Raw genomic sequence first — 19,855 nt, forward strand, 5'->3', positions numbered from 1 at the left:
TATTGTCGCTGAAGGTCAGGCCGCGCGGCTGCCGCGCGTGTCGAAGCGCCCGAAGGCCGCATCGGAATCGAACGGTGCGAGATTGCCGAAAAACTGTTCGGCGCAGGCGCGCCAGCTGAAGCCGAGCGCATAGGCGCGGCAGTCTTCCGGCTTCAGCTCGAGCGCTTTCAGCGCGGCGTCCCGGAGATCTTCCGAGAGCACGCCGACCTTGTCGGAGGCGATCACGTCGAGCGGTCCCGGTACCGGAAAGGCCGCGACCGGCACGCCGGAGGCCAGCGCTTCCAGCATGACGAGGCCGAAGGTGTCGGTCCGGCTCGGGAAGACGAAGACATCGGCCGCCGCATAGTGGCGCGCCAGTTCCTCGCCCTTCTTGGCCCCGACGAAGATCGTCTCCGGGAACTTCTTTTTCAGCATGTCCATGTCGGGGCCGTCGCCGACGACGACCTTGGAGCCCGGGAGGTCCAGTTCGAGGAAGGCCGGCAGGTTCTTCTCCACGGCGACGCGGCCGACGAACATGAAGACCGGACGCTTGGCGTCGATCGCGTCCTTCGCCTGCGGGCGGAACAGCTCGGTGTCCACGCCGCGGCTCCAGTCCTTGATATTGTCGAAGCCGCGCGCTTCGAGATCGGCGCGGATGGATTTCGTCGCCACCATGACGCCCGCGGACTTGCCGTGGAAATGCCGCATGACCTTGTAGGTCCAGGCGACCGGCACGCCGAGACGCGGCTGGACATATTCCGGGAACCGCGTGTGATAGGCGGTGGTGAAGGGCAGCTTGTTGCGCACGCAATAGCGCCGCGCGGTCATCCCGAGCGGGCCTTCGGTCGCGATATGGATCGCGTCCGGCCGGGCCGCCTCGATCATCGCCGGGACCCGGAAGAACGGCCAGCAGGCGAGGCGGATTTCCGGGTAGGTCGGGCAGGGTACCGTCTTGAACTGGTCGGGCGTGATCGTCTCGACCTCGTGGCCCATCTCCCGCAGCTCGCCGATCACCGTGTTCAGGGTACGGACGACGCCGTTCACCTGGGGAAACCAGGCATCCGAGACGAGGAGGATTTTCATGGTAAAGGCCTCTCAGGCGAAGGTGAGATGTCGGATCTCGGCCCAGTTCAGGATTTCCATGCGGCCGTCGGTATGTTCGACAAGGGCGGTGCAGCTTTCCACCCAATCGCCGTCATTGCAGTAGGTGACGCTGCCGATCTGTTTCATTTCGGCCTTGTGGATATGGCCGCAGATGATGCCGTCGACCCCGCGCTTCATTGCCTCGTCCGCCAGCGCGTTCTCGAAATTCCCGATGAATTCGACCGCCCTCTTGGCCTTGTTTTTCAGGTAGGCCGACAGCGACCAGTAAGGGTAGCCCAGAAGACGACGGAGCTGGTTGAAATGGGTGTTGAGCGTGAGCGCGAGGTTGTAGGCGCCGTCGCCGACCAGGGCGAGCCACTTGTTGTATTTCACCACCACGTCGTACTGGTCGCCGTGCAGGATCAGGAATCGCCGGCCGTCGCGGGTGACGTGAATATGTTCGTCGCGGACCTCGATCTGGCCGAAATTCTCGCCGAGAAAACCGCGGAACATCTCGTCGTGATTGCCCGGCAGGAACATCACCTTCGTGCCTTTGCGCGCCTTGCGTAGCAGCTTCTGCAGCACGTCGTTGTGGCTTTGCCTCCAGGACCAGGAGCGCTTCATGCGCCAGATATCGATGATGTCTCCGACCAGGTAGAGATAGTCGGACTCAGTGTGCCTGAGGAAGTCGAGCAGGTAGTCCGCCTGGCAGCCCTTGGTTCCGAGATGAATGTCGGAGATCCAGATCGCCCGGTAGCGGTCGATGCCTTTCTGACTGTTCATCTCAGTCTTCCATTTCCTTATTTTGGCCAAATTCCCAAGGAAAACTTCAGCGCCGCAGTTTTATTCGCGCGATCTATTATGAAGGGTGCCAAATTTTGTAAAATGAACCTTGTATGACTTCACAAGACTGAAATAAAAAAAGTTTTTAAATCTGTTGGGCTAGAGGCGTCGCTTAATAAAACTGTCACTCGTCGGACCGCGAATTTCCCTGCACCCGGGAGTCTCATTTGGATCAAATAACCGGCGAATCGGGCCGGATGGTTGCAGGCGAGCCGCAGGGCTCCTGTCCGGACGGAGGGCGGCGGCATGTTGTCGTCATCTACAATCCGAAAGCGGGCCAGCGGCGCTATCCGCTTTATTCTGCCGTTCTGGAAGGGCTGAAACGCCGCGGGGTCAAGGTCACGGTGCTGGAGACCGGGGCGCGCGGCGACGCGGAAGCTTTCGCCCGGCATGCCCGCCAGCACAGCCTGATGCATACCGACGATGCGCCGGACGCGGTGGTGGCCGCAGGCGGCGACGGCACGATCAACGAAGTCGTGAACGGCATGAGCGGGGGCACCCTGCCGCTCGCCATCCTGCCGCTTGGGACCGCCAATGTGCTGGCGGCCGAGATCGGATTGGCGGTGAAGCCGGAAATCATCGCCGAGACGATCTGGCGCGGACCGGCGATCGAGGCGCGTCTCGGCGACGTCAACGGGCACCGCTTCACCCTGATGGCCGGAGTCGGGCTCGACGCGGACGTGGTCGCCAGCGTCGATACCAGGGTGAAGGCCTGGCTCGGCAAGGGCGCCTATGTGCTGACCACCCTGCATCAGCTCGCGACCTACCGGCCGCATTACTACCGGGTGGCCATCAACGGCGATACCTACAGGGCCGCGTCAGTGGTGGTCGCCAAGGCGCATTATTACGGCGGTACCTTCGTCTGCGCGCCCGATGCCCGGCTCGAATCTGACTTGCTGCATGTCTGTCTGTTCGAGCGGGCCGGGCGCTGGAATGCGATCCGTTATGCCGCGAATATGATGACGGGCCGTCTGCCATCCGCCGCCGGCTACCGGATCATTCAGACCCGCGCGGTCTCGATCTGGGCCGAGGAAGGCGCCTATAGCGGGGACCCGGTGCAGGCGGACGGCGACATTGTCACCAATCTGCCCGCCAGTATTTCCCTGCCGTCCGAGCCGCTCCGGCTGGTTATGCCCAAGCAGGGCTCCTAGCGTGCCTGGATGTCGCGCCAGTTATTTTCCGCGAGATCGATATAGCCCGCGGGGTTGCGCTGCCAGAGGTCGCGCACCTTCTCGTTGCGGCTGAGATAGAGCCGTCCGTCGATGATGTCGAACACCTCCGGATCCGCCGCGTAGAGCTTGCCCTTGGCGACGCCGTAGGTGCTGAACCCGCCGAACTGGGGCAGGAAGTGGCGCGGGTCGGTCAGGAAGCGGTCGCGATTTTCCCTGTTGGCGAACAGGAAGCGCGCGCCGTTGAACTCGACGGCGAGCGTTTCGTTTCCGCGAACGGCTTTGTGATCGCTGAAATAGGCGACGGGGTCATACCCATCGATGGCAAACCCATCCCGAATGCTCACGGACGGGTCGACAAGGGCGATATGCTCTTTCGTCTGGGGCTCGCGGGCGACCGCGGCGACCAGTCCGACGGCGGCGATTACGAGGAACAGCCGCGACAAGCCACTTTTGTAGCTCATCTGTGTCTCCGATCAGAATATGTCTCGATTGCCCCTCATCTGGGGAGCACCCGATCGAATTACCAATCTTTCGCTTCACGATCGGGTGAAACAGACCGTCGCCGGACGCGAAACAATGGATTGTTCGGGCGAATCAGCCGTTCGCGCCGGCCAGGGTCAGGCCTTCCACAAGCACCGTCGGGGCATCCGTTCCATACTTGAAGGTGAGGTCGCTCGCCGGTTTCAGGTTCTTGAAGATCTCGCTCAGGTGCCCGGCGACGGTGATTTCGGAGACCGGATAGGTGAGCTCGCCGTTCTCGATCCAGAACCCGCCCGCGCCGCGGCTGTAATCGCCGGTCACGGTGCTGACGCTGGAGCCCATCATGTCGGTGATGTAGAGCCCGGTGCCCACGGATTTGATCAGATCCTCGGGGCTGGTGTCGCCCGGCTCCAGAAAGAGATTGGTGGCCGACGGGCTCGGCGGCCCGCCGACGCCGCGGGAGGCCCGGCCGTTGCTCGACATGCCGAGCTGGCGCGCGGTGGAGAGATCGAGCAGCCAGGAGGCGAGCCGCCCGTCCTCTACGATCATCAGCTTTTTCGACGCGAGACCCTCGGCGTCGAACGGACGGGAGCGGAAACCGCGGTCGCGCAACGGGTCGTCGGCGATGCGGATGCCGTCGGCGAAGATCTGCTCGCCCATCTTGTCTTTCAGGAAACTGGTGCCGCGTGCGATCGACGCGCCGTTGATCGCGGAGGACAGATGTCCGAGGAGGGAGCGGCTGACCCTCGGGTCGAAAATGACTGGCACGCGCTGGGAGTTCGGCCGCTTCGGATTGAGGCGGCGGACCGTGCGCTCTCCGGCGCGGCGGCCGATCTCGGCCGGATCCTCGAGATCGGCGAAAAACACCTTGGCGGAATAATCGTAGTCCCGCTCCATGCCTTGGCCTTCGCCGGCGAGCAGGACGGCCGAGACGGAAAAGCTCGAACGGCGGTACTGGCCGGAAAACCCGTTGCTGGCCGCGACCGCGACCTCGGTGGTGCTCCAACCCGCGTCGCCGCCTTCGGAATTGGTGATGCCTTCAACCGCGAGTCCGGCTTCCTCCGCCTTTGCGGCGAGTTCCGTCAGATCCTCGGCAGAGGGCTCATAGGGATCGAACATCTCGATCCCGGGGCGGTCTGTGGCGATCTCGGATGCGTCGGCGATGCCGGCAAAGGGATCTTCCGGAGCCACTTTCGCCATGGCGACGGCGCGTTCGACAAGCTCGTCGAGCGCGTCCGGCGCGGTGTCGGAGCCGGAAACCGAGGCCTGCTGCTTTCCGATCAGGACGCGCAGCCCGATATCGTTGCCTTCCGAACGTTCGATCGCTTCCGGTTTGCCGAGACGCTGCGACGCGGAGAGCGAACGCCCGGTCAGATGCACCGCGTCCACAGAGTCCGCGCCCGCCTTGAGCGCCTTGCCGATCAGGCTGTCGAGCAGTTCCAGTCCGCCGATATCCGACATGTCATTCCCGCCAAAGTCTTGAGAACCGGCTGATGACATAGGGCGGATCGGCGGCGCACGCAACCGACGGCGTCGCGCCGAAATGAGATCCAATGTGGCGAAACCTGTCCTTATCCCGCCAAAGCCGGGGGGCAGAAAGCGGCAAACCGGAATTCATCGAGGAGAGAAAGATGAGACGGATTTTTGCCGCGTTGGCCATTGGTGCGGCCTTCGTCCCGGCGGTGGCCGCGGAGGCCGGAGCGCAACCTTTCAAGCTTTACCGGGCGGTCGACGAGGTCCGCGTCCAGACGGTCGATCATGTGGGGTTCGAGCACAGCCTCGCGAACGAATACCGCCTGCTTGCACTCTACGAGGCGGACGACATGGTGGATTGGGTGGATGCGGAGCGTTTCGCCGAGAAGACCCTCGCCTCGGCGCGGGGCGAGACCGTCCCGCCGGAGCGTCTGGAAGATTGGAAGCTCGCGGAGGCGTCGGTGCCGGCACTGCAATCCTCTCGCGCCCGTCTGCTGCGTGCCTTCGGGCGCGATGCGCGCATCCTGGCGCCGCATGCCTCGGCGCGAGCGCAGGCGCAGTTCGACTGCTGGGTCGAGCAGGCGGAAGAGGGACACCAGCAGGCCCATATCGCGGCCTGCCGGGACGGCTTCCTCGATGCCATGCTGGAGATCGATGCCGCGCTGGCGAATTACGAGCTCGACCGGATCGAGCGCGACTATCCGGCGAAGTAACCTACTTCCAGATCGCCTTGCCGCTTCCAGGGAGCCCGAGCGAGGACCATTTCCGGTCGACCAGATCGATGATGTCCTGGTCCATCCGGATCTCTTCCCCCCACTCCCGCTTCGTCTCGGGCTCCCATTTGTTCGTGGCGTCGAGGCCGATCTTGCCTCCGAGACCGGATTCGGGACTTGCGAAGTCGAGATAGTCGATCGGGGTGTTCTCGATCATGGTCACGTCGCGGACCGGGTCCATGCGGGTCGAGACCGCCCACATCACGTCCTTCCAGTCCCGCGCGTTGATGTCGTCATCCACGACGATCAGCCATTTCGTGTACATGAACTGCCGAAGATAGGACCAGGCGCCCATCATCACCCGCTTGGCATGGCCGGGATACGCCTTCTTCATCGAGACGACAGCGATCCGGTAGGAGCAACCTTCCGGCGGGAGCCAGAAATCGACGATCTCCGGAAACTGCTGCTGGATCAGCGGAATGAACACCTCGTTGAGGGCTTCGCCGAGTATCGAGGGCTCGTCCGGCGGCCGTCCGGTGAAAGTCGTGAGATAGATCGGGTCGCGCCGCATGGTGATGGCGGAGACCTTGAAAACCGGAAATTTCTCGACCGAATTGTAGTAGCCGGTGTGGTCGCCGTAGGGCCCTTCGTCGCCATATTCGTCGAGCGAGACATGACCCTCGATGACGATTTCGGCCTCCGCCGGAACTTTCAGCGGCACCGTCTTGCAGTCCACCAGGTCGACCTTCTTGCCGCGCAGCAGGCCCGCGAACTGGTATTCGCTGAGCGTGTCCGGCACCGGCGTCACGGCGGCGAGGATGGTGCCCGGATCGGCGCCGATCACGACGGCGGCCGGCAGCGGCTCCGGCTTCTCGTTCTTCCAGCGCTGGTAATGCTGCGCCCCGCCGCGATGCTTCAGCCAGCGCATCAGCGTCCGGTCCTTGCCCAGCACCTGCATGCGGTAGATGCCGAGATTGAAATCGTCTTCCTTGCGCCTGCCCGGTCCCTTGGTGACCACCAGCGGCCAGGTGATGAGCGGCGCCGGCTCGCCCGGCCAGCAGCTCTGGATCGGCAGTTGGGAGAGATCGATCTCGTCGCCCTGCAGCACGACATCCTGGCAGGATCCATACCCGACCGTGCGTGGCTTCATCGCCATCACCGTCTTTAGCAGCGGCAGCATGTCGAGCGCCTCGCGCCAGCCGCCCGGCGGTTCCGGCTGGCGCAGGAAGGCCAGGGTCTCGCCCACCTCGCGGAGCTGTTCCGGCTCCCGGTCCATGCCCCAGGCCACCCGTTCAACGGTGCCGAAAAGATTGGCCAGCGCCGGCATCCCGTATTTTCGCCCGTCCGGCCCGACGACATTCTCGAAGAGAACCGCCGGTCCGCCTTCGGCCAGAAGCCGGGTCTGGATCTCCGTCATTTCGAGAACGGGGGAGACCGGTTCGGTGACGCGACGAAGGCGGCCCTTGCTTTCAAGCTGGGCCATGAAATCGCGCAGGGAGGAAAAAGGCATGACGCACTCCGCAGGTCGGCGCGCCGCTTGACGCGCCGGTCAGATATAGCTTCGGGATGCCTCCGGGGCCAGCGGCGCGGGCATTCGGAATTGCTGCACTGCGATTGCGGGCGAAAGCTGTCGGCGGTATACCGTCAGCTGACATTCGGCACGGAGAGTCCTCATGGCTTTTTGGGTTATCGGCGGCGAGTATACGGATACCAGCTTCACCCATATCAAGGGCGGTGACGCTGAAACCAAGATCGGCCCCTTCCCGGACTATGAAACCGCGAAATCGGTCTGGGGAAAGCTCGCCTGGGAGCATGTCGACGACGCGCATACGCGCTACCGGATCTGGGACGACGGCTCGGAGCAGTTCTGGGTTGTTGGCGGCACCTATAAATCGACGGATTTCAGCGAGACCGTCGACGGTTCTCCGGAAAACCGGATCGGTCCCTTCGAAAGCTACGAAGCGGCCAAGGCCGAGTGGCAGAAGCGCGCCTGGGAAAGTGTCGACGACGCGCACACCCGGTATCGCATCGAAAAAGTCAGCGGCTGACCCCACGTGCCCGATTACGCGCCGCACGGCAATTACGAGATCGCTCTCGATCCGCGGTACGATCATGTGATCCGGGTCGCCGCATCAGGCTCGGTGAATATTGAGATGCTGCGCATCCATAACGACCGCACCAACGAGATCGTCGAGGGTTTCAGGGGACGGCCCTACGGTATGGTCTGCGATTTCAATGGCGGCATGATCATGACGCCGGACGCGGAAGATGCCTGGATACGGAGCGCGGCGAGCCGCGTCGCGCGTGGCTGGTCGGCCGTCGCCTATCATTTCGACGATACGGCCGATTACAGGTCAATGGTTCGGGCGCAGGTGACGCGCGTATTCGACAGTATCGGCGTTCCCTGGTTCGAAGCGGCGGACGAAACATCCGCCCTGGCCTGGGTGCTCGAGCAACTTGGCCAATCGACCGGCACCTGATTCACTCTTTATTCTGAATTTGTTGTTAAGCAGAATTCCGAGGGGCTTGCGATTCCGGAGGTCAGGCCAATGCCTGTATTCGAGCAGCATGGCAAATACCGTCTAGAGCGCGACGGCTTTATTCTGAAGCTCGATGCGTCGGGGCAGGTGAACGACGAAACCATCTTAGCCTATACGCAAGAGGTTCTCGATGCCGTTCAAGAATTTGGCGGGGAACCGTTCGCGATTTATTCCCGGTATGACGGCCAGGTTCTCCTGACCCACGAAGCTGAATCCCGGCTCAGAGATAATATCGCTGAACGTGTTGCGGCGGGAATGTGCGCCGCAGCGCTCAATCTCAATAACTCGGATTATCGGCTGATCGTCGCTGCGCAGATCGGCGGACTGTACGAAGAAATGGGCGTCCCGTGGCGGGAATTCGAAAAATACGAAGATGCGAAGTCATGGCTTGAGGCTCATATTGCCGATGCGCGTCAGCGGGCCAGTGGCTGAGCTTGTATTTGCTGAAAATCAGGAAACTATTATTTGTAGTAGCGTGACAATCATTGTTCGGGCGGCGTTTTCTCGATGACCAGTTTTCCACCGCATGGAGAGGCGACGGTTACATTCGATGACCGGTTGATACATATCTTTGCTTCCGGTTCTACGAATATCGAGCAGATCGAAATGGTCGGATCGGCAATAGACGATTATCTGGATCATTTGAACGGGCGGCCCTGCGGCGCACTAATCGAACTCGGCGAGGAGGCGATGCTGACCCAGGAGGCGGGCGATCGCGCGGTCGAGTTTATCAGCGGTCAGATTCCCCGAGGCCTTTGCGCGGTCTGCTATGTGATCCATACGCGGGAGTTCCGCGAGACGGTGATCGCCGGAGTCCGTGAAATATACGACAGGCTCCCGGTCGCCTGGACCTTTGCGGATAACGCGGACGAAGCCATCTCATGGTTATCCGGACGTATCGGCCAAGTGGAAGCTTTGGCGCAGGCGAGCGATTGAGGTCATTCGGGCGGCAAGATGTCCGAGCATGGAGGAAGCGTGCAGGAGTTTCAGCCACACGGCACCTACCGGATCGAGCGGGACGGAAGGATCCTGAAGGTCTTTGCTGCGGAAACCGCCAATCGCGAGATGATGGAGGCTTATGCCCGCGAGATTAACGAGCAGGTATCCGCTCTGGAAGGACAGCCGTTCGCGACATATCTGGAATTCCTGACCGATGCGGTCTTGATCGACGAGGCCATGTATCGGCTGAGAGAGAATGTCGCCGAGCGCAAGGCAATGGGGCTCTGCGCCGCGGCGCTCAACGTCAGCAGAACCAGTGCGCCGTTCCTGATCAGTGCTCAAATGGGCGCCGTCTACGAGAATGCGGGCCTGCCTTGTCGGCAGTTCGATGCCTACGATGCGGCGGCCGCCTGGCTCAACCAGCAAATTGAAGCCGTTACAGGCTGAGCGAAGGGCCGGCGATGACCTTGGCGAGGCCTGCCTGGCTAGCCGGAAACGGATGAGCGGAACGCCTTGAACTCACCGCTTGCCGTGGCGGTGGCGCTTCCATTACTTTGCCGCACCGCAAAACCCCAATGATGCGAGCGATTTTTCATGTCGATACCCGGCGAAGCGGTTCCGCGAACCGACTTTCAGTCTCTCATCCTGACCTTGCAGAGCTACTGGGCAAGCAAGGGATGCGTGATCCTGCAGCCCTATGACATGGAAGTCGGCGCCGGTACCTTCCATCCGGCGACGACTTTGCGCTCGCTCGGTCCGGACGAGATCTGGAAGGCGGCCTATGTACAGCCGTCCCGCCGTCCGACCGACGGCCGCTACGGCGAGAACCCGAACCGTTTGCAGCACTATTATCAATTTCAGGTGCTGGTGAAGCCGTCCCCGGCGGATAGCCAGGAACTCTATCTCGGCTCCCTGAAAGCGATCGGCCTCGACCCGATGGATCACGACATCCGTTTCGTCGAGGACGATTGGGAAAGCCCGACACTCGGCGCCTGGGGCCTTGGCTGGGAGGTCTGGTGCGACGGGATGGAGATCTCGCAATACACCTACTTCCAGCAGGTCGGCGGTATCGACTGCGACCCGGTTCCGCTGGAACTGACCTACGGGCTGGAGCGCATTGCGACCTATATCCAGGGCGTGGACTCGATCTACGACCTCGACTGGGACGGTGTGCCGAAGGAGCAGGGCGGCAAGACCTACGCCGACATTTACCAGCAGGCCGAACGCGAATTCTCCACCTGGAACTTCGAGATCGCGGATACCGAGACCCTGTTCCAGCACTTCAAGGATGCGGAAGCCGAGTGTGAGCGCATCCTCGCCGATGCACGGCCCCTGCCGCTGCCGGCCTATGACCAGTGCATGAAAGCGAGCCATGTCTTCAACCTGCTGGATGCGCGCGGCGTGATCAGCGTGACCGAGCGCCAGGCCTATATCGGCCGCGTGCGGGCGCTGGCGAAGAGCTGCTGCGAGCGCTGGGTCGAGGCGGGCAAGGCCCAGAAGGAGGCCGCAAATGTCTGAGCTTCTCGTCGAACTCTTTAGCGAGGAAATTCCGGCCCGCATGCAGAAGAAGGCGGCGGACGACCTGCTCCAGCTGCTGACGGACAAGCTGAAAAAGGCCGGGCTGGAAGGCAGCTCCTCCGCCGCATATGTCACTCCGCGCCGGCTGGTGGCGGTCATCGACGGTCTGCCGGAGAAGCAGCCGGACACGCGCGAGGAGCGCCGCGGCCCGAAGGCGGATGCACCGGAGAAAGCCCTCGAGGGCTTCCTCGGGTCCGTCGGCCTGACGCTGGAGCAGTGCGAGAAGCGGGAAACCCCGAAAGGCACTTTCCTCTATGCCGTGGTCGAGACCAAGGGCGCGGAGACGATATCCGTATTGCCGGGCATCGTCGCTGAGGCTGTGAAGGATCTCGCCTGGCCGAAAAGCATGCGCTGGGGGCGCCACGCCTTCCGCTGGGTGCGTCCGATGCACGGCGTGCTCGCGGTCTTCGGCGGCGAGACGCTCAAGGGCGCGATCGATCTCGGCGGCGGTGAACTCAGTTTCACCAACGAAACGAAGGGCCATCGCTTCCTCGCACCGGACGCGATCGCCGTCACCGGTTTCGCCGATTACGCCGCCAAGCTGCGCGACGCCTACGTGATCGTCGATCGCGAGGAGCGCAAGTCGATCATCATGGAAGGCGCGACGGCACTCGCTGAATCGGAAGGGCTCACGCTCAAGCCGGATCAGGGCCTGCTCGAGGAGGTTTGCGGTCTCGTCGAATGGCCGGTGCCGGTGATGGGCCGGATCGACGACGCTTTCATGGACGTACCGGCGGAAGCGCTGGTCACCTCCATGCGCAGCCACCAGAAGTATTTCTCCGCCGAGAAGGCCGACGGCAGCCTGGCTGCCCGCTTCATCACCGTCTCCAACATGAAGGCGGACGAAAAGCGCGACGAGACGATCCGGGCCGGTAACGAGAAGGTGCTGCGCGCCCGTCTCTCCGACGCCAAGTTCTTCTGGGATCAGGACCGGGCGGCGAAGCTGGAAAGCCGGAGGGCGAAGCTTTCCGACATTCTGTTCTATCAGAAGCTCGGAACCGTCGCGGACAAGGTCGCGCGAATGGAGAAGCTGTCCGGCTGGCTCTCGGACCACGTTCCGGGCGCCGACGCCGCCAAGGCCGGACGTGCCGCCGCGCTCTGCAAGGCGGATCTCGTGACCGAGATGGTCGGCGAGTTCCCGGAATTGCAGGGCATCATGGGCCGCTACTACGCGCTGCATGATGGCGAGGCGCCGGAAGTCGCCGACGCGATTGCCGATCACTATGCGCCGCAGGGACCGAACGACCGCTGCCCGACGGCACCGGAAAGCGTTGTCGTGGCGCTCGCCGACAAGATCGACACGCTGGCGGGCTTCTTCGCCATCGACGAGAAGCCGACCGGCTCGAAGGACCCCTTCGCGCTCCGCCGTGCGGCGCTCGGCGTCATCCGGCTCATCGTCGAGAACAAGCTGCGCCTGCCGCTGGCGCAAGTCTTCGAACAGGCGGCCCGTCTCTATGAGGGACTAGGCGCGCCGGACGGTATCCTCGATTTCTTCGCCGATCGCCTCAAGGTGCATCTGCGCGAGGCGGGCGTGCGCCATGACCTGGTGTCCGCCGTCTTCGCGCTCGGCGGCGAGGACGATCTGGTGCGGCTGCTCGCCCGGGTCGAGGCGCTGCAGGCGGTGCTCTCTACGGACGACGGCGCCAATCTGCTCGCGGGCGTCCGCCGGGCCGGCAATATCGTGAAGGCCGAGGAGAAGAAGGACGGCACCTCTTACGAAGGCACGCCCGACGACACTCTGCTGGATCAGGCCGAGGAAAAGACGCTGTCTCAATCTCTCGTGATTGCGGAGGAAGGCGCGGACAAGGCGCTTGCCGACGAGAATTTCGAGGGCGCGATGGCGGCCATCGCCGGGCTGCGCGGTCCGGTCGATGCCTTCTTCGACAAGGTCACGGTGAATGTCGACGACGCGTCTGTCCGGAAGAACCGTCTCGCCCTGCTGGCGCGGGTCGGCGCGACGGCCAACAGGATTGCGGACTTCTCCCGGATCGAGGGATAGCGACGGCGCGATGGAAAAGTGGATCTACACATTCGGGGAGGGCGCTGCGGAAGGCTCTGCCGGTATGGAGGATCTGCTCGGCACCAAGGGCGCGAATCTCGCCGAGATGAGTGCCATCGGCCTGCCGGTGCCGCCCGGCTTCACCATCGCGACCGGCGTCTGCGGCTACTATCACGGCCATGACGGCAGCTTCCCGCCGGATCTGGAGGAAGCCGTCGCGACCGCGCTCGCCAAGCTGGAGGCGGACCGGGGCGCGCGTTTCGGCGACCCCGCGAACCCGCTGCTGGTGTCCGTACGCTCCGGCGGTGCCGCATCGATGCCGGGCATGATGGATACCGTGCTCAATCTCGGTCTGAACGACGACGTGGTTCAGGGGCTTGCCAGGAAGACCGGCGACCAGCGCTTCGCCTGCGACTGCTACCGGCGCTTCATTCATATGTACGGTGAGGTGGTTCTCGATATCGACGGCTTCCTCTTCGAGGAGGCGGGCGACGAGATCAAGGAGGATCACGGCGCGGTCTTCGACCGGGATCTTTCCGCCGAAGCCTGCGCCGAGATGGCGAAGCGCTTCCGGGAGATCGTCAAGGCCGAGACCGGCGAGCCGTTCCCGGACGACCCGCAGGCACAGCTCTGGGGTGCGATCGGCGGGGTGATCCGCTCCTGGAACAACCAGCGGGCCGTGATCTACCGCTCGCTGCACAATATCCCGGACGATATCGGCACCGCCGTGACCGTGCAGGCCATGGTGTTCGGCAATCGCGGTGCCGGGAGCATCACCGGCGTCGCCTTCACCCGCAATCCCTCGACCGGGGAGAAGGCGCCATACGGCGAGTATCTCCCGAATGCCCAGGGCGAGGACGTTGTCGCCGGCCTGCACACGCCGCTTCCGCTCGTGGAGAGCGCCGCGCATGGCGAAATCGGCGAGGCGACGGCGCTCGAGGCTCATGCGCCCGAGGTGTTCGACAAACTGATCGGGCTCTGCGACCGGCTTGAGCGGCACTATGGCGACGTGCAGGACATCGAGTTCACGGTCGAGGAGGGGCGGCTCTTCCTGCTGCAGACCCGTCCGGCCAAGCGGACCGTCGAAGCCGGACTGAAGTTCGCGGTCGACATGCATCGCGAGGGGCTGATCAGCCGCGAGCAGGCGGTGGTGCGGGTCAATCCGGACGATCTCGACAGCCTGCTCTATCCGTCGGTCGATCCGGCGGCAAACGCACATCCGGTTGCCCGCGGCCTGCCGGCCTCGCCCGGTGCGGCCAGTGGCGTCGCGGTATTCGATCCGGACGATGCGATCAGGCGCTCCCGGGAGGGCGAGGATGTCATCCTGATCCGCAAGGAGACCAGCCCGAACGATATCCACGGCATGCATGCCGCGGTCGGGATTGTCACGGCGCGCGGTGGGCTCACCAGCCATGCCGCGGTGGTCGCGCGCGGCATGGGGCGCCCCTGTATCTGCGGTGCAAGCTCCGTTCGCATCGCTCCTGAGCTGGATTCCTTCACCGTTGGGGACGTGACGGTGAAGGACGGGGACGAGATCACCCTCGACGGAACCGGCGGCGGGATCTTTCTCGGCCGGGTTCCGACCGTCGAGCCGGAGCTGTCCGAAGATCTGAAGACCCTGGTCAGCTGGGCCGACGAGATCCGTCATCTCGCGGTGCGCGCGAATGTCGAGACCATGGACGATGCGAGTGCCGCCCGACGTTTTGGTGCGGACGGAATCGGACTGGTCGCGACAGAGCATACCTTTTTCGCGCCGGCCCGGATCATGACCGTGCGGGAGCTGACGCTGGCCCGCAACGAGCGGGAACGGCGTCCGTCCCTCGACAGGCTGTTGCCTTTGCAGCGCGCGGATTTCACCCGTCTCTTCCGTGAGCTGCGCGGCTTCCCGGTGGCGGTCCGACTGCTCGATCCGCCGCTCGACGAGGTCCTGCCGGAAACCGACGCGGAATACGAGGAGACCTCTGAAGCGCTCGGGCTGCCGGTCGAGGCGGTGCGAAAGCGTGTCGCCGCCGTGCGCCAGATCGTGCCTGTGCTCGGCCATCGCGGTTGCCGGCTCGCGATTTCCTATCCCGAGATCACCGAGATGCAGGTCCGCGCGATGTTCGAGGCCGCAAGCGCGGTGATGCAGGAATTCGGCGAGACGGTTACGCTGGAGATCACTGTGCCGCTTGTCGTCGGCAAGCGGGAGTTCGACTTCGTGCGTGTCATCGTCGATCGGGTCGCGGCCGAAGTGGAGCAGGAGACCGGTTGTACGATCGCCTATCGGGTCGGCACGCTGATCGAACTGCCGCGCGCGGCGCTCCGGGCCGGCGAGATAGCGAAAACCGCGGATTTCTTCAGCTTCGGTACCGACGATCTGACGCGTACGGTCTTCGGTATGTCCCGCGACGACGCGGATGCGTTTCTCACGACTTACATGAACAATTCCGTGGTCGATCTGGATCCCTTTGTCACGCTCGATATCGAGGGCGTCGGCGAACTGGTGCGGATCGCGACCGAACGCGGCCGCTCGGAAAACAAGGAGCTGCTGATCGGGATCTGCGGCGAACATGGCGGCGATGCAAAGACCGTCCGCTTCTGCCACTCGATCGGGCTCGACTATGTCTCCTGCGCACCGAACCGCCTGCCCGTCGCCCGCATCGCGGCCGCCCAGGCCTCGATCTGATTCACATCAAAATCCCAAAAAACTTAAGCCTATTGATCTAGCTCAATGCTTTTTAATTAGAATGGTTCTAAAAACTGTCCTGGCTCAAATAACAAGAAGAAAAGTGAGCTTTCTCAGTCGTGTACGCCTTTTCGCCGTCCTAGTGAATGCATGACAATTGAAAGGACAGATACTGTGTTTGGGAATGCAATCCGTGCCTGCTCCGTCGCAGGCCTCTTCTCCCTGGCCCTCGTTTCGGATCCCGCAGCCGTCCGCGCGGACGAGCTGATGGAAGAAGCTCAGGGGATGTTCGAGCCGATCCCGTCCGTCGTACCGGCGGTCAAGGACAATGCCGTCACGCACGAGAAAGTCGAGCTCGGCAAGATGCTGTTCTTCGAGCCGCGGCTTTCCTCCAGCCACCTGATCAGCTGCAACACCTGCCACAATCTCGGAATGGGCGGTGACGACAATCTTGAAACCTCCATCGGTCATGGCTGGGCCAAGGGCCCGCGCAATGCGCCGACCGTGCTGAACGCCGTCTTCAACATCGCCCAGTTCTGGGACGGGCGCGCCGAGGACCTGAAGGCCCAAGCCAAGGGTCCGATCCAGGCCGGTGTCGAGATGAACAACAAGCCGCACGCGGTTGAGGTGACGCTCAACAGCATGCCCGAGTACCGCGAGCGTTTCGCGCGCGCCTTCCCGGGCGAGGACAAGCCGGTGACCTTCGACAATCTGGCGAAGGCGATCGAGGCCTTCGAGGCCACGCTGATCACGCCTGCCTCGCGCTTCGACCAGTATCTCGAGGGCAATGACCCCGTGCTCACCGCCGAGGAGAAAGAAGGGCTCCGCCTGTTCATGGACAAGGGCTGCGCGGGGTGCCACGCCGGCCGCAATCTCGGCGGCGAGGGCTATTTCCCGTTCGGCGTGATGGAGAAGCCGGGTGCGGACATTCTGCCGCCGAACGATCAGGGCCGCTTCCAGGTGACCCAGACCGCGGACGACAGCTACGTCTTCCGGGCCGGTCCGCTTCGGAACATCGCGCTGACCGCGCCTTACTTCCATTCCGGCATGGTCTGGGAGCTGCGCCAGGCGGTGGCGGTAATGGGCGAAAGCCAGCTCGGAGAGAAGCTCTCCGACAAGGAAATCGACCTGATCACCACCTTCCTGCACACGCTGACGGGCGAGCAGCCGCGGGTCGAATATCCGATCCTTCCGGTCAGCACGCCGGAAACGCCGCTGCCGCAGGAAATGGTCGCGCAATAAACATCGACCGGGACCGGCCGGTGCGAAGAGAGCGGGAGGGGTTCGCCCCTCCCGTTTTCTATGATCCGGGAGCCGCGTTGACGGAGCCCGGCCCGCCTCTCACACTTCGCTTCAGGAGCAAGTGGAGGGGACATGGCAAAGAAAAAGGCACTTGTCGTCGGGGCGCTCGGCGTGATCGGGCGGCGCCTCGTGCAGCATCTGGAAGAGGTTGGCGGCTGGGACATTGTCGGGCTCAGCCGGCGGGTGCCGGATTATCCGAGCAAGGCGGAGCATATCTCGGTCGACCTGCTGGACCGGGCCGACGCCGAGGCCAAGCTCGGCGCGCTTGGCGACATCACGCACATCTTCTACACGGCCTTCCAGGCGCGCCCGACCTGGGCGGAGCACGACGCGCCGAACCTCGCGATGCTGGTCAATTCGGTGGAACCGGTGGCGGCCGCCTCAAAAGGGCTGGAGCATGTCCAACTGATCGAGGGCAACAAGATCTATGGCAGCCATCTCGGCCCGTTCCGCACCCCGGCGCGGGAGGAAGACCCGCCGCACATGCTGCCGAATTTCTATCACACGCAGGAAAGCTGGCTGCGCGACGCACAGAAAGGCCGGGCCTGGAGCTGGTCGGCGCTCCGCCCGCACACGGTCTGCGGCTTCGCCGTCGGCAATCCGATGAACATCTCCACCTGCATCGCGGTCTATGCGGCGATTTCGAAGGAGCTCGGCCTGCCGCTGCGCTTTCCGGGCAAGCGGGGCGCCTACGAGGCGGTCTATCAGGTGACGGATTCGGCTCTGCTGGCGCGCTCCATGGTCTTTGCCGCGACCGCGGAAAGCGCGCGGAACGAGGTTTTCAATATCACCAACGGCGACTTCTTCCGCTGGAAGAATGTCTGGCCGAAATTCGCCGCCTATTTCGGCATGGAACTTGGCGACGTGCAGACCATCCCGTTGACCGAGTTCATGGCCGACAAGGCGCCGCTCTGGGAGCGGATGGTCGAGAAATACGGTCTGATGCACACGCCCTATGCCGATATCGCCGCCTGGCCGTTCGCCGATTACGTCTTCGGCACCGACTGGGACGTCATGACGGACACGCTGAAGATCCGCATGGCCGGGTTCCACGATTATGTGCGTTCGGAGGAGATGTTCCTCGAACTGTTCGAGGAATTCCGGGCGCGGAAGGCGATCCCTTGATCAGTCGATCGTCATCCCGGCGAAAGCCGGGATCTTGTCGAACGAACGGTGGAGTCCGTCTGCGCGAGGTCCCGGATCGGGGTCCGGGATGACGAAAAAGGGAAAGTGGATTTAAGCGTCCGGCCCGCTATCCGGTTTCTCGCCGACCCGGTGCGGTGCGTTCCGGCGCTCAAGTTCGAGCAGTAGGGCGGTCTGGTCGTGCTCGGCGAAGCCGCGGGTACTGAGCTGGTTGTAGAAGTCCCGGGCCAATGAGAGAAACGGCAGTTCGAGTCCGCAATCCTTCGCCGCGGTCAGGACCGTATCGAGGTCCTTCAGCATGTTGCGAACCGGCGCGCCGGGACTCCAGTTGCGCTCCAGGATCCGGCCGCCATGCTCCTGCAACACGCGGCTCTCTGCGAAGCCGCCGCGCAACGCGTCGCGCACCGAGGCGGGATTGGCGCCGCCGGCTTCCGCCAGCAGCATGGACTCGGAAAGGCCCGCGATGGAGATCGCGACGATCACCTGGTTGCAGAGCTTGGTGAGCTGGCCGGCGCCGCAGGGTCCGACCCGGAACGGGCGGCCCATGGCGGCGAGTACCGGGGTCGCCTCGACAAAAGTGTCTTTCTCGCCACCGACCATGATCGCGAGGCTGCCGAGTTCGGCGCCCTGGGTTCCGCCCGAAACCGGCGCATCGATATGGCGAAGGCCGAGCCTGGTGAGCTCGGTGTCGAACTCCTGTTCCGCCTGGGGGGCGATCGAGCTCAGGTCGCAGAAGATCGCGCCCGGCTTCATCGCCTCCGCAACGCCGCGATCGAACAGGATTTCGCGCACCGCGGCCGCGTCGGTCACGCAGGCACACACGATATCCGCTTCCGCGACCGCTTCGGCGGCGCTCTCGGCGATGACGGCGTGATGCGTGACGAGTGATTCAGATTTTCCCGGGGTCCGGTTCCAGACCGTCAGGGGGAAGCCGGCGCGGGCGATGTTGGTGGCCATGCCAAGGCCCATCCGCCCGATGCCGAGGAAGGCGACATTCGGCGTCATTCCCAACCCTTCATCGCTTTGCTCTATGCGCGTTCCCGAACGCTGTGCGCGAACCGAAACATTCCCTGCGCGGCCATGGTCTCCGCCAGTTGGCGCGAGCGTATACCATGGCGGGAAAGGGTTCGCACGTAGAGTTCGGTGAGAGCAGGGTTGCCGATTATGCAAACCTCCCCGCCGATCTCGTATAGGCGCTGTGCTTCGAGCACTTCGGATCCGATGAGCAGGCCGGACAGAAAAGCGCCGCTTTCCTCCACCGGCAGGGCGTTCAGGAGAGTGCGCGAACGAACCGCGAAGAGTTCTCCGAGAAGCCCGCGGTCCGCCTCCGCCGCATCCAGGCCGTGATCGAAACCGGAATCGGACCAGGCATCGTGCTCCATCATTCGCCCGATGATGGTGTGTCTGCGCGTGGCCTCGAAAAGCTCCCCGGTCATATAGGTCCGGAAATCGAGGATGACGCCGTCCTCGACGACGGCCCATTTGCTGTGCGTCCCCGGAAGGCAGACGAACTGGCGCCCTGTACCCAGACCGTCTACAGCGCCGAGAATCTGCATTTCCTCGCCGCGAATGACGTCGTACTTGCCGTCGATCGTTGTCGAAAGCCCCGGCGAGAACCAGATTTTGCGGCCGTTTTTCGTCTCGTGGGGAATGGCGAGGGCCGCGAGACTCCTTGGGTCTGCCGGACACGGAGCATAAGGCGATTCGATCCAGCCCTGCCGGCTGGTGACCATGCCGCTCAGGACGATGACAGGCGCGTCGTCACCTGCTTCCTCAAGCCAGTCTTTCGTAACCGCGGCGAAGATACTCTCGAAATCTCCCGTTCCGAGATTTCCGATACCGGCCTGCGGTTGGCTGGAGGCCAGGATCTCACCTTCCGCCGACATTCTGTAGGCCCTCAACCAGGTCGTTCCCCAGTCAAGGGCGATCAGCCCCTTATCCAGCAT

The 19,855-nt window shown here is 63.4% G+C and carries 19 protein-coding genes; 12 read left to right on the forward strand and 7 right to left on the reverse strand.

Features of this window, described 5'->3' with window-relative positions; all coding sequences use genetic code 11:
- Positions 1–15: 15 nt before the first annotated feature.
- Together NUH88_RS12525 and NUH88_RS12530 are read right to left on the reverse strand one after the other, a co-directional pair.
- The gene (locus NUH88_RS12525) at positions 16–1,062 is read right to left on the reverse strand and encodes a glycosyltransferase family 4 protein (RefSeq protein ID WP_257766748.1); all 1,047 of its coding nucleotides are present in this window, start codon (positions 1,060–1,062) and stop codon (positions 16–18) included.
- Positions 1,063–1,074: 12 nt separating this feature from the next.
- Positions 1,075–1,845, reverse strand: coding sequence for a UDP-2,3-diacylglucosamine diphosphatase (locus NUH88_RS12530; protein ID WP_257766749.1), 771 nt, complete (start codon positions 1,843–1,845; stop codon positions 1,075–1,077).
- Between the two features lie 227 nt (positions 1,846–2,072).
- Here NUH88_RS12530 and NUH88_RS12535 point away from each other — a divergent pair, with 227 nt between their 5' ends.
- Positions 2,073–3,056: a diacylglycerol/lipid kinase family protein gene (locus tag NUH88_RS12535; RefSeq protein WP_257766750.1), complete on the forward strand. Its 984-nt coding sequence runs from the start codon at positions 2,073–2,075 to the stop codon at positions 3,054–3,056.
- On the opposite strand, the gene NUH88_RS12540 is transcribed toward NUH88_RS12535, so the two are convergent.
- Together NUH88_RS12540 and NUH88_RS12545 are read right to left on the reverse strand one after the other, a co-directional pair.
- On the reverse strand, positions 3,053–3,538 hold the full coding sequence (locus NUH88_RS12540) for a YHS domain-containing (seleno)protein (protein ID WP_257766751.1): 486 nt from the start codon (positions 3,536–3,538) through the stop codon (positions 3,053–3,055). The two genes, NUH88_RS12535 and NUH88_RS12540, sit on opposite strands and share 4 nt — an antisense overlap.
- 133 nt (positions 3,539–3,671) lie before the next feature.
- Entirely contained in the window at positions 3,672–5,018 is a 1,347-nt protein-coding gene (locus NUH88_RS12545; RefSeq protein WP_257766752.1) for a TldD/PmbA family protein, read from the reverse strand.
- 170 nt (positions 5,019–5,188) lie between these two features.
- On the opposite strand from NUH88_RS12545, the gene NUH88_RS12550 reads away from it, so the two are divergent.
- Entirely contained in the window at positions 5,189–5,743 is a 555-nt protein-coding gene (locus tag NUH88_RS12550) for a hypothetical protein (RefSeq protein WP_257766753.1), read from the forward strand.
- Position 5,744: 1 nt separating this feature from the next.
- On the opposite strand, the gene NUH88_RS12555 is transcribed toward NUH88_RS12550, so the two are convergent.
- A complete protein-coding gene (locus NUH88_RS12555) occupies positions 5,745–7,253 on the reverse strand; it encodes a UbiD family decarboxylase (RefSeq protein ID WP_257766754.1) in 1,509 nt (502 codons plus the stop codon).
- Between the two features lie 163 nt (positions 7,254–7,416).
- On the opposite strand from NUH88_RS12555, the gene NUH88_RS12560 reads away from it, so the two are divergent.
- The 10 genes from NUH88_RS12560 (at position 7,417) to NUH88_RS12605 (ending at position 17,891) form a co-directional block, all read left to right on the forward strand.
- On the forward strand, positions 7,417–7,791 hold the full coding sequence (locus NUH88_RS12560; protein ID WP_257766755.1) for a DUF4170 domain-containing protein: 375 nt from the start codon (positions 7,417–7,419) through the stop codon (positions 7,789–7,791).
- A gap of 6 nt (positions 7,792–7,797) precedes the next feature.
- Positions 7,798–8,223, forward strand: a complete 426-nt coding sequence (locus NUH88_RS12565; RefSeq protein WP_257766756.1) for a hypothetical protein — start codon at positions 7,798–7,800, stop codon at positions 8,221–8,223.
- Between the two features lie 69 nt (positions 8,224–8,292).
- Positions 8,293–8,715 carry a ribonuclease E inhibitor RraB gene (locus tag NUH88_RS12570; RefSeq protein ID WP_257766757.1) on the forward strand — a complete coding sequence of 141 codons (423 nt, stop codon included), beginning with the start codon at positions 8,293–8,295 and terminating at the stop codon, positions 8,713–8,715.
- A 75-nt stretch (positions 8,716–8,790) separates the two neighbouring features.
- Positions 8,791–9,219 (forward strand): hypothetical protein, encoded by a 429-nt coding sequence (locus NUH88_RS12575; protein WP_257766758.1) that lies wholly within the window; start codon positions 8,791–8,793, stop codon positions 9,217–9,219.
- Between the two features lie 18 nt (positions 9,220–9,237).
- Complete coding sequence (locus NUH88_RS12580) at positions 9,238–9,669, forward strand: hypothetical protein (RefSeq protein WP_257766759.1); 432 nt, start codon at positions 9,238–9,240, stop codon at positions 9,667–9,669.
- Between the two features lie 147 nt (positions 9,670–9,816).
- The gene (locus NUH88_RS12585) at positions 9,817–10,740 is read left to right on the forward strand and encodes a glycine--tRNA ligase subunit alpha (RefSeq protein WP_257766760.1); all 924 of its coding nucleotides are present in this window, start codon (positions 9,817–9,819) and stop codon (positions 10,738–10,740) included.
- Positions 10,733–12,799, forward strand: coding sequence for a glycine--tRNA ligase subunit beta (glyS, locus tag NUH88_RS12590; protein WP_257766761.1), 2,067 nt, complete (start codon positions 10,733–10,735; stop codon positions 12,797–12,799). The genes NUH88_RS12585 and glyS overlap by 8 nt, the downstream gene beginning before the upstream one ends.
- 10 nt (positions 12,800–12,809) lie before the next feature.
- The gene (gene ppdK, locus NUH88_RS12595) at positions 12,810–15,464 is read left to right on the forward strand and encodes a pyruvate, phosphate dikinase (protein WP_257766762.1); all 2,655 of its coding nucleotides are present in this window, start codon (positions 12,810–12,812) and stop codon (positions 15,462–15,464) included.
- Positions 15,465–15,731: 267 nt separating this feature from the next.
- The gene (locus NUH88_RS12600; protein ID WP_257772202.1) at positions 15,732–16,706 is read left to right on the forward strand and encodes a cytochrome-c peroxidase; all 975 of its coding nucleotides are present in this window, start codon (positions 15,732–15,734) and stop codon (positions 16,704–16,706) included.
- Between the two features lie 132 nt (positions 16,707–16,838).
- Positions 16,839–17,891 carry an SDR family oxidoreductase gene (locus NUH88_RS12605; protein ID WP_257766763.1) on the forward strand — a complete coding sequence of 351 codons (1,053 nt, stop codon included), beginning with the start codon at positions 16,839–16,841 and terminating at the stop codon, positions 17,889–17,891.
- A 111-nt stretch (positions 17,892–18,002) separates the two neighbouring features.
- On the opposite strand, the gene NUH88_RS12610 is transcribed toward NUH88_RS12605, so the two are convergent.
- Together NUH88_RS12610 and NUH88_RS12615 are read right to left on the reverse strand one after the other, a co-directional pair.
- Complete coding sequence (locus tag NUH88_RS12610; protein WP_257766764.1) at positions 18,003–18,914, reverse strand: NAD(P)-dependent oxidoreductase; 912 nt, start codon at positions 18,912–18,914, stop codon at positions 18,003–18,005.
- A 23-nt stretch (positions 18,915–18,937) separates the two neighbouring features.
- On the reverse strand, positions 18,938–19,855 hold the full coding sequence (locus NUH88_RS12615) for a 2-dehydro-3-deoxygalactonokinase (RefSeq protein WP_257766765.1): 918 nt from the start codon (positions 19,853–19,855) through the stop codon (positions 18,938–18,940).

The sequence above is a fragment of the Nisaea acidiphila genome (genome assembly GCF_024662015.1).
Taxonomy (GTDB): domain Bacteria; phylum Pseudomonadota; class Alphaproteobacteria; order Thalassobaculales; family Thalassobaculaceae; genus Nisaea; species Nisaea acidiphila.